The following is a 9,434-nucleotide window of genomic DNA, read 5'->3' as shown; positions in this document are numbered from 1 at the left end:
TAGTAGGAAAAGCAACTGCCGGCAGTTTAACACCAACCAATCCTGGCACACTGCAACCGCATAAATCAACACCAGACTTGCAATCACCCGTAACCATTACAGAGCAACAATATCAAACTCTTAAAGGTAACGTGAATGAACAAGTAAAACTAAATGCAAGCAGTGCCAAAGGATATCGTACCGCTGCCAGACTACTAAAAAGTGATTACACTAGAAACAATGCTTTTTATGGAGTCAAAGGCTATGCACGACAAGCAATTAAATATGCAGCCAAATCAGCCAAACTCATAGCAGGATTTGGAGCATACGCACAAGGAAAGCGGAAGACATTTGCTGGAGCAGCAGCTAATTATGAGCAAGCTTCCCAAAAAGCTGATGCAGATATAGCTGCAATACGAGCTAAATTGAGAAGCTGACAAACACCTGATTTTAGGATAGGTTGCAGCCTATCCTAATAACTATATCGTAAACAAAGAGAAAGTTATTATGTGGCAATCAATATTTCTATTTAACGGCATCTTCACCGCTGCAATTCTAATAGGATATGAAGCTGTAGGCTGGTGGCGACTGCTAATACCACTATTAATTCTAAAACTACTAGCAACAATTGGAGTCACTGGCTACTACTGGATTAAACGAGGAGTTAGTGATTTCTGGGAATTAATCGCATTCACTATCCTAACAGGAACAGCATTCATATCAGGATTTAGCTTAGGAGCTTTTATTTAATGAACTTAGCAACTGAGAGAATTATAAGCCATCTAAACGAACTACACGATGTAACTAAATTCTACTTATTGGCCCAGTCATTTTTCGGCACTTATGCAGTAATTGGCCACAACGAAAAACTATTACACTTTGCCATTATCTGGTCACTTGCCCACTCTGTTCTAGGATGGATAATTAGTAGAACATCAACTCAATTCAAAGAAATAATTACAGTAATTCGTAGAGCTGAACAATTAGATTTTGATTCTGAAACTGCTGCTATATTATACAGTCGTGAACAGACATTTAACCAAGACGCAAAACAAATATTACCTTTTACTGAAGCTACAGATAGCCCAGAAGCGATCGCCCCTGAAGTGGTAGAAACTGGGGAAGCTGTTAAACAACCTACTTTCACTCTATCTAAGCGGGTGGAAGCATTGGAAGAACTGGAAGTAACGGAAATGATTAAGCTAGTTGATTTTATTCGCACTTCCACCGCTTCCGATTCTTACATCATTGAGAATGTGTTACAAATGAAAGGAAGAGCTTATCAGAAAGGTAAACAACTATTAGAACAAATTAAAGCAATTATTTAGGAGATTTAAGAATGGCTTTAAGAGAAACTGTCGAAGTAAGAATTATCACAACTAAACAGTTGGGTGATGAATTTTTAGGAAGTATGAATGAGTCGATGAAAAGGGATGGTTGGAGATTAATCAAGCAACCTTTTTACAAAGAATCTAGAAAAGAACCTGATGACATTATTATCTATACTGAATGGATTAAAAAGGAGGATTAAATACGATTCATATTGTTAGATGAACTGGAAAAATAGCTGATAAGAAACTCCTAGCTGTTGATTTCAGCAATTATCCCTATAATATCCCCACTTAGTAGTATCAATAATGATACATAGCATTACTAAAAGCTCCCAGACCACTTTCCATATGGGAGCTTTTAGCTTATATAGATTAAATGTACTTTATAAAGGAAAACCATGTTGTCAGCATGGTGAAAACATAAAATGTTACCAACCAACATAGCACAAAACCCTAACCTTTTTCAAGCAAATTCTCAAAGCCTCTCTACTAAGAACTTTCTAATTGATTTAGAGATAGAAATAATTGGGGGTCTTATCATAGACTGTCACGCAATTGGCAGAATTAATGACAATTTAAAACCTGAGTATTTTTCCACACAAGGCCATCAAAAAATTATTCAGTGTATTAAAGATTTATATAACCAGGGAAAAATTCCTGACCTTAATGCTGTCACAATGGAGATGATTAATCGGGGAGAATTAGAATTGATTGGCGGTCGCGTTGGCATCGCTAATTATCTTAAGTCTACCGTGAGCGCCACTAACATTGACCAGCATCTCCAGTTATTAATAGAAAACTATAATCGCTCTGACTATCTTGATAATGGTAAGCTCAAACCAAGCGCTGCAATTACTCGAATTAAAGAGATTTATAATAGCGATCGCTCTCCAGAACAGATACAATTAGATTTGTTAGACTTGCAAGAGGAAACTGGGATGAGCGACCGTAAATGGTATGAGTTTAGTCGGAACGCTATCAGAGAAGGTAAGAAAATACGCTATAAGCTGGACATTACCAGACTCTCAGGAATTACTAATCAATTAGATAGGAGCATAGAGATTGATGCGATTGCTGAAATTTATCGGAAGTCGCGTAAAACCATCGAGTCTGATATCCTCACTCTAGAATCTCCTACTATGGAGATGGTTAATACATCTGGAGGATTACCCTTGTTGAGCTTTTTAGATAGAGAACCAGAGATGATTGACTGGATTTATCCCGGTCTGCTTCCAAAAGGGGAACTGCTTTTATTAGCAGCCGAACCAAAAGTCGGAAAAACTCTGTTTGCCACCGATATTATGTATGCACATTTAACGGCTACTCCATTGTATGGCAATCCTATCCCCAAGGGAAAAATACTCTACTATCACGATGATGAAAGTGAGGCTAGTGTCCGCCGGAAACTGTTTGCTCGTGGCTTTGATTTGCTAGACCGCGAAACTCAGAAAGATATGTTCATTGCATCAGGGCTGAGACTGGATAACTTACAGTCTTTAGAGAAGCAGTTGGAAACTTTCAGACCAACTTTAGTTGTCATTGATTCTCTTAGCGCAATTGCTCGTAACTTGGGAGTTAGCGAAAACGAGGCAGCTTTCGCCAAACATATATATAAAATGCGCGATTTATTTTCAAAGTATGGAGCTGCTTGCATACTGATTCATCACGAGAACAAAAGCAGAGAAGCTGTTGGCATCAATAAAGTAGCAGGCTCTAGTCGCATTACAGCAGCAGCTTGGGGAATCGCACAAATGAAGTCATTGGTTAAAAAAGATGATGATGATAATAGTAAAAACAATATTCGCTTGTTAAAAATTACTCCGCGTGAGGGTTCGGTTCAAAATTTAATGTTTGAAATGCAACCATCGGATACTTGGTTAGACCAAAGCATCTTTAAATATATTGGTGAGGGTGATGATAAAGACAATAAAAAACAAGACCAAAGTCTGAAACTTTTAGACTTTTTAACTAATAACAAAGGGACAGCTTTTACTGTTGAAGAACTTAAAGAAAAATTGGGGTCTAGTAATTATATTTATGAGGTTTTAAATCGGCTTGAAGACCAAAGTCAGATTATCCGCTGTCGGGATAAAATTAAGAAAAGGCGCTATGTTTATTTAGTTCCTGATAATACAAAATCTGACTTGTGTGCAACAAACCCCCCCCCAGTTAAAACAAAACCTGAAACTGAAATAACTGAAACTGAAATAACTGAAAATAAGATACATCAAGATATTCAGACTTTCAGGTTGGATTCAGATTTAATTCAGAGGGATGAAACTCCCCTGAAACAAGACCTGAAACAAGAAAACACTGATGAATCAAAGGATTCAGGTGATAATAAGGAGTTAATTCAGGTTTCAGGTTTAGATTTAGATACCCCCCCTTCACCGCACATTGATGCTACAGTTCAAGAACATGTAGTACAAAATCCTGATCGCCAAAATACACCTAATAATGTTAATGGCCAAGAGTATTTTCAAGTTGGAGATAGGGTAATTGATTTAGCAAATGATGAACAATTTATAATTATTGAAGTTGTCAAATCTACTCCTTATTCTGATGGTGAATATATAGTAGAAAATCATAATAAAATATCTCAAAAAATTCGGGGGTTTGCTTTGGAAAAAGTATATTAAAATGAATAACAGTAACCGTAACCACAGCGGAGCTGTAGTTGCAGTTGCGTTATTAGTTTCCACAATCTTTATCTGCTACTGTGGGAGTGACATCAAATGTAACTTCTTCCCTGTATCGATATGGCCGTAGATGATTGCAAACAAAAAGCAATCACATTTCCCAAGATTCTGAGTTAATCTCTCTATCCTGCTCGTGAGCGCTCACTTGCCTAGGGGTTGACTGCTTAGGTTTATAATGGGTAAGGAGGAGGGGGTGTATTCACTCACATTTCCCTGAGTTCCTCGTCAACCCCCCCCTCCTGCTACCCATTCACAAAAACCTTGCTGTCATACCCTGAGTATCAACAAACTTACCCGTTATTATTTCGGTACTGTTATCACTGTTCGCCGACTACTAAAGCTACCAAAAACGTAATCATTGACTGAACTGTTTTAGCCGTCCAAAAGACTCAAAGATTACGGAAACTTAATCAACGACGGCTCTCCCGAGACGGAAACTTAGAGAGACTTAATTTGTAGAAGATGAGTCCCCGAACTTCTACAAATTATAGTTGAACTTAGGTTAGTTGATTTAGTTGGAGTTCTTTGAGGCTTTTAGGCGTTTTCACTGCTGCACAAAAATAATAAAAATATAATTGAAATGATTGATATTTCAGCTCCTTTCTAAGCTAATATTGCCGAGCGCATTATTAAAAGCACTCACGGTAAAAAATAATAAATAATACTACTAAAAAAACCAATTTCAAAAAGTATAAGAAAGTGGGTGGCCGATGGGGATGTGCGAGCCTGCAAGTGCGCCCCCGGTCGCCACTACTTACCTTGATAAGAAAGTAAACTTTTTAATAAATTAGGCATAAATTGAAAATGGCCAATAGGGATGGGGTTTTCGTAAATTTAACCGTGTTTTCTCTGATGACATTAACTATAGCTTCTGTTAATAATAAAAATATATCAATTTTATTATATGGGTACTTTTAATTCGCAATATCCCTCAAGTAGTTTTGTAGGGATGCCACCTTTTTTAGGTGAAATTTTTCCTGGTGATGCTAACTTTAATAAACTTCAACATAGTGTTCGTCAATCTGCAAACCTTTTGCAAATTGCTGCTGAAAATAGAAAAAATCAAGCAGAAGCTTCTAAGCTTCAGGATTGGTCTGATAAGTTAATGGGTCGTAAGTATAATAATGGTTCTTGTGGCAGCAAGCTCAGTTTTATTAAAACCTCTGACGGTCCGAAGTTGATTGCAGCTAATTTTTGTCGAGTTCGTTGCTGTCCGATGTGTACTTCCAGGCGTTCGGCTATGTGGAGAGCTAAAGCATTTCGTGCTTATCCTGAACTGGAAAAGTTGAATTTACGATATCTTTTACTAACTTTGACTGTTCGCAATGTTCCTGTTTCTAGGTTGCGTGAGTTTATTGATAATACTTTGTCTCCAGCTTCTCACGAGTTTATGATGAGCTTCAAGTATAAACTGGGTAAGCTTTACAGAGGATATTTGCGGTCATTTGAATGTACTCAAACTAAACATCACATTTATAATTCTCACCCTCACTTGCACTACATGATTGCGGTTGAGCATGATTATTTTGATAAAAAATACATGGAACAGTCGGAGTTCAAGGAACTGTGGAAACGTTCTCTGAAAGCTGATTACGACCCGATAGTTAGTATTGAAGCTGTTGATGATTTTGAGCGATCGCCTTTGGAAGTACTTAAGTATGAGTTGAAACCTGCTGATTATGTTTCTGACTGGCATTGGTTTCCTGAGTACGCGTTGCAAGTGTCAGGAGTTCAACGAATTAGTCTCGCTGGAGTGTTTCGCAAACACTTCAATTTCCTCAATCGAGACGGGAGTTTAATTAGTAGTGACTACGATGATGATAATAGAAACTTCTTCAAAGGTAAGAGTGGTAAAAAGGCAAAAGTTTATAATTTTGAATGGTTAGAAAAAGGTAATAATAAACAGTATTGTTTAAGGGGGGCTTAATGGTTGCTAGTGCTGAACAAAAAATTATAGTTGAAGATTGGGAATATACAGTTAAAAATCCAGAATATGAGGATGAGGATATAGAGTTTTCATTTAAACTTGTTAATAATATAGAACAACAATGTTACTATTCATATTTATATATAGATAGTGGATTAATGTTTGAGATGGTTAATAAGAGAAAACCAGGGATACATAGAACAGTTGATGCAGCATTGGAGTATTTAATTTTTCTTGTTGATTATGTTGTTAGAGTACATCTTGATACATATTTGTCATAATAAATAAAAATACAGCCTAAATTTGTGAATTTTTTGGGAGTAATTTGCTACAAAAAATTAATTTTATAATTGAAAATATCAATTATAAATCAATACTAATTGATGGAAAATTTCACTCCTAAAACTTGTAATTATGCCTCTGGCAAATTGGTAATACTTACGGTAGTCGCGATCGCTGTTGATATAAAATAATACCAGGTTACTCATTACTTTTTACAATATTTGGAAGAAAATCAAGCCAACCTCTACATATAATAGACTGATTAGGTAATAAACTTTTCCTAATGTTTTCAAGTTTAGTTAACAGAATATTAGTAAATTTGTCATCATCATCAGATTTATTATCAGTAACAGCAGTAACAATACTTACTTCAAAATCTAATTCTATTAGAATATAAATAGCATCTGATATCACATATTTTTTACTTCTTGCTATTTCAGCCAATGCTTCAGAAGGAAAAGAAATAACTATGCTTTGATTATTAAAATCTACATGAACTAATTCAGCTTGTTGTCTAAATAAAGCTTGTCTAGAAGCAAGTTTAATATTACTTAAAATTTCTTCCCAAAATAAATCTAATTTATCCATTATTTATAAATGTAGTAGTTTTATAGACAAGATACACGCAAAAAGCGACACAATGTAAAGAAAAGTAAAAAAAACTCTGTTTTTTGGTTGTATTTTAAAGGTTTGCAAAGTGTTGTCTCAGTAAGTCATGGATAAACCGATACCTACCCCCAACCCGTTGCAAGAATAGGCGGTCTGTAGAGTAGTCGAGAAATCGTGCATAATTCCAGGGGATGTAGTGATTAAACCAAAGAACTAAACGTAGAGAAAAATGTTTAATGACAGGTAATCCAATTCCCAAGACACCAAATAACAAGCTGAATCCAAAACTACCAAGTAAGATATTAATAACTCCAACTAATTTTCCCGATGCTGAAATTAATAATAAAGAGAATCCTAAAGCAGCTAAAAAGGTGATAATTATAAGTATATTCATATTTTTTAGGGATTGCCAAATTCCTTGATTAGGAATCTTTTTATAATCAATTTCTGAGCCTTGAAGCCCAAAAATTAGCCCAAAAATTAGCAAATGACTTAGCCCATAAATTATCCCATAAATTCGCCTAGAATGTAGCCCATAAATTAGATCAAAAATTAGCGTAGAAATCATCCCTAAACTTACCCCAGAAATTAGGTGATTCTTAAAGTTTAGCTGATTATTAACCTTTTTAAGCGAGAATTGAAATGATTCAAAAGTTTTTATAGTTTGTTCATCCTCTTTATCTGCCCCCAAAATTATCCCAAAAATTAGCCCAAAAATTAGCCCAAAAATTAGCCCAAAAATTCCATAAATTAGATCAAAAATCCCAATAATTATCCCAATAATTATCCCAATAATTATCCCAAAAATTAGCCCAAAAATTAGCCCAAAAATTATTTTTCTCCATCTATTTTCTAACCAACTCGGCTGCATTTTTTCAATAAGAAACTCAGTTTGATTTTCCTGAATAAGTTGTTTTGCTAACCAACCTAACCAAAATATAGTATTTTTATATTTATAAAATTTTTGTTTTTTTCTATAAGGACGCTTTAACATTCGTCGAATATAAGCATCAAATAGATAACTTTGTCGTTCTTCTGAGGATTGAAATTGGTTCCACTGTTCAAAAGAAATTTCTTTAAAGGATAAAATAATAATATTTAACAATAAAGGAGTCTGTGCTAATTTTATTAAATATGAATCATAATTGATATTATTCCATAACTCTTCTCCTTCTGTTTTCAGAATATAATCTTGAATTTGTTCTATTGTTAAAGAATGCAAAATAATTGAACCATTCAATTTTAAATTGGTTGGATAATACTGATATTCTTCAATGCGAGAACAAACCACTAATTCTCTTGACCAAGTTTCAGGATGCAGAAATTCATTAATCTTTTCCACACATTTTTCCTGTCGTGCTGCGTCTAATTCATCTAAACCATCCAGTAAGGGAAGAAGTACCCCCTCTTCAATCCATTGTTCAGCAATATCTTTACGCACCCCATATTTAGATTTGAGGTCAGTCACCATCCAGTCTTTAATACTTTGTTTATCTTCTTTCCATGAGGATAAGTTCAATAATACTGGAATGGGATGTTCTGGATTAGCTTTTGCTCGTTTGACTAATTGTTCTGCCAGCTTCAACAACATTGTGGTTTTTCCAGAACCGGGTACACCTAAAATTAATAGTCGTCCAGCAATATCTGAGCGGTCAAATATTTCTTCAATTGAGCTATCTTTGGGCAGTCGAAAACTAGATTGTTCTCCGACTTTGATGTCAATTTCCCAAGGATGTTGTACCTGTTCTGAATTTTCTTCTTTGTCTAAAACAATGTAAACTCGATTATGGAGGGATTGTTGTAGGCGTTTTTCAACTTCAGTTTCTACCCAGTGCAGAAGTTTCTGTTGAGTTCGATCTCTTTTTTCAGGTTTTGTAGTAGAAGTCTGGTGATAATTGTATTGATTTCCAATGTAGGTTGATTGGTCATTGAGATTAGTTTCACGGTAATCTCCCTCACCCATGTGAGTGTGATGCTGAGTTGATTTTTCCCCTTGATTTTCATCCACAACCCATCCCTCACTTACAACTTTTTTAAAGTTTAGTTCTGACTATTTCTGTTCCTTAGACTTCTGCCAGTCTTCTAAAGCCGATAATACAAATGTTGCTGCGGGATGGTTCAGGGTTTGCTTTAAAGCATTGGTTCCTCCGGCTCTTAATGCACTCAGAATTCGGTCTGCTAAAGGTAGATTATTTTCTACCTCTTTTATGACTTCTGTAGCGACTGTCATCTGTCCAGTAATCGTGTCAGTTGGGTAAGTTTGACTGAGTTGTTCTAAGAGTTGTTGAATTTCATTTGCAGCTTCAGCCAAAGTTTTTTGTTCAGCAGCATTGTACTGATTTTCGATATAGGTTCCCTGATCTTTAATATTAGTTTCACGGTAGTAATCAACCTTGTCAATATTGTGAATATTCCAATCTCCCGATTTATTGCTGGCAATAGTCTTTACCTCAATTGGTCTAGTTGCTAAGAGTTTAGTTACTTTCATCATATTAACACTAGGGAATAGTCCCAAATAGCTGTCTAGTGAACTGTATAGTAGCTACTAGACACCCTACTATACAGTAAATAAACTCTTGGAAACAGCCTTTCTCAAGAGTGATTTTT

At 35.5% G+C, this 9,434-nt stretch carries 11 protein-coding genes; 7 read left to right on the top strand and 4 right to left on the bottom strand.

Annotated elements, in window-relative coordinates; translation table 11 throughout:
- The 7 genes from F6K13_RS06845 to F6K13_RS06815 all read left to right on the top strand — a co-directional run.
- On the top strand, positions 1–416 hold a 416-nt coding region (locus F6K13_RS06845; RefSeq protein WP_287287070.1), incomplete at its 5' end, for a hypothetical protein.
- 70 nt (positions 417–486) lie between these two features.
- Positions 487–729: a hypothetical protein gene (locus F6K13_RS06840; protein ID WP_124143803.1), complete on the top strand. Its 243-nt coding sequence runs from the start codon at positions 487–489 to the stop codon at positions 727–729.
- Positions 729–1,307 carry a hypothetical protein gene (locus F6K13_RS06835; RefSeq protein WP_287287069.1) on the top strand — a complete coding sequence of 193 codons (579 nt, stop codon included), beginning with the start codon at positions 729–731 and terminating at the stop codon, positions 1,305–1,307. The genes F6K13_RS06840 and F6K13_RS06835 overlap by 1 nt, the downstream gene beginning before the upstream one ends.
- Before the next feature lie 11 nt (positions 1,308–1,318).
- The gene (locus F6K13_RS06830; RefSeq protein WP_287287068.1) at positions 1,319–1,510 is read left to right on the top strand and encodes a hypothetical protein; all 192 of its coding nucleotides are present in this window, start codon (positions 1,319–1,321) and stop codon (positions 1,508–1,510) included.
- A 225-nt stretch (positions 1,511–1,735) separates the two neighbouring features.
- Positions 1,736–3,949, top strand: coding sequence for an AAA family ATPase (locus F6K13_RS06825; RefSeq protein ID WP_287287066.1), 2,214 nt, complete (start codon positions 1,736–1,738; stop codon positions 3,947–3,949).
- A gap of 964 nt (positions 3,950–4,913) precedes the next feature.
- Complete coding sequence (locus F6K13_RS06820; RefSeq protein ID WP_287287065.1) at positions 4,914–5,936, top strand: protein rep; 1,023 nt, start codon at positions 4,914–4,916, stop codon at positions 5,934–5,936.
- Positions 5,918–6,217: a hypothetical protein gene (locus F6K13_RS06815; RefSeq protein WP_287287063.1), complete on the top strand. Its 300-nt coding sequence runs from the start codon at positions 5,918–5,920 to the stop codon at positions 6,215–6,217. Before F6K13_RS06820 ends, F6K13_RS06815 begins: the two co-directional genes overlap by 19 nt.
- A gap of 78 nt (positions 6,218–6,295) precedes the next feature.
- Here the strand turns inward: F6K13_RS06815 and F6K13_RS06810 are convergent, their stop codons facing one another.
- The 4 genes from F6K13_RS06810 to F6K13_RS06795 all read right to left on the bottom strand — a co-directional run bounded on the left by F6K13_RS06810 (position 6,296) and on the right by F6K13_RS06795 (position 9,318).
- A complete protein-coding gene (locus tag F6K13_RS06810; RefSeq protein WP_287287062.1) occupies positions 6,296–6,424 on the bottom strand; it encodes a hypothetical protein in 129 nt (42 codons plus the stop codon).
- On the bottom strand, positions 6,417–6,806 hold the full coding sequence (locus tag F6K13_RS06805; protein WP_287287061.1) for a hypothetical protein: 390 nt from the start codon (positions 6,804–6,806) through the stop codon (positions 6,417–6,419). The genes F6K13_RS06810 and F6K13_RS06805 overlap by 8 nt, the downstream gene beginning before the upstream one ends.
- Before the next feature lie 94 nt (positions 6,807–6,900).
- The gene (locus F6K13_RS06800) at positions 6,901–8,835 is read right to left on the bottom strand and encodes an NACHT domain-containing protein (RefSeq protein WP_287287059.1); all 1,935 of its coding nucleotides are present in this window, start codon (positions 8,833–8,835) and stop codon (positions 6,901–6,903) included.
- Positions 8,836–8,877: 42 nt separating this feature from the next.
- Positions 8,878–9,318, bottom strand: coding sequence for a hypothetical protein (locus tag F6K13_RS06795; RefSeq protein ID WP_287287057.1), 441 nt, complete (start codon positions 9,316–9,318; stop codon positions 8,878–8,880).
- Positions 9,319–9,434: the final 116 nt, after the last annotated feature.

The sequence above is a fragment of the Okeania sp. SIO2B9 genome (assembly GCF_010672505.1).
Taxonomy (GTDB): domain Bacteria; phylum Cyanobacteriota; class Cyanobacteriia; order Cyanobacteriales; family Microcoleaceae; genus Okeania; species Okeania hirsuta.
The sequence above is the reverse complement of the archived record's forward strand: the minus strand, read 5'-3'. Positions and strand labels throughout refer to the sequence as shown.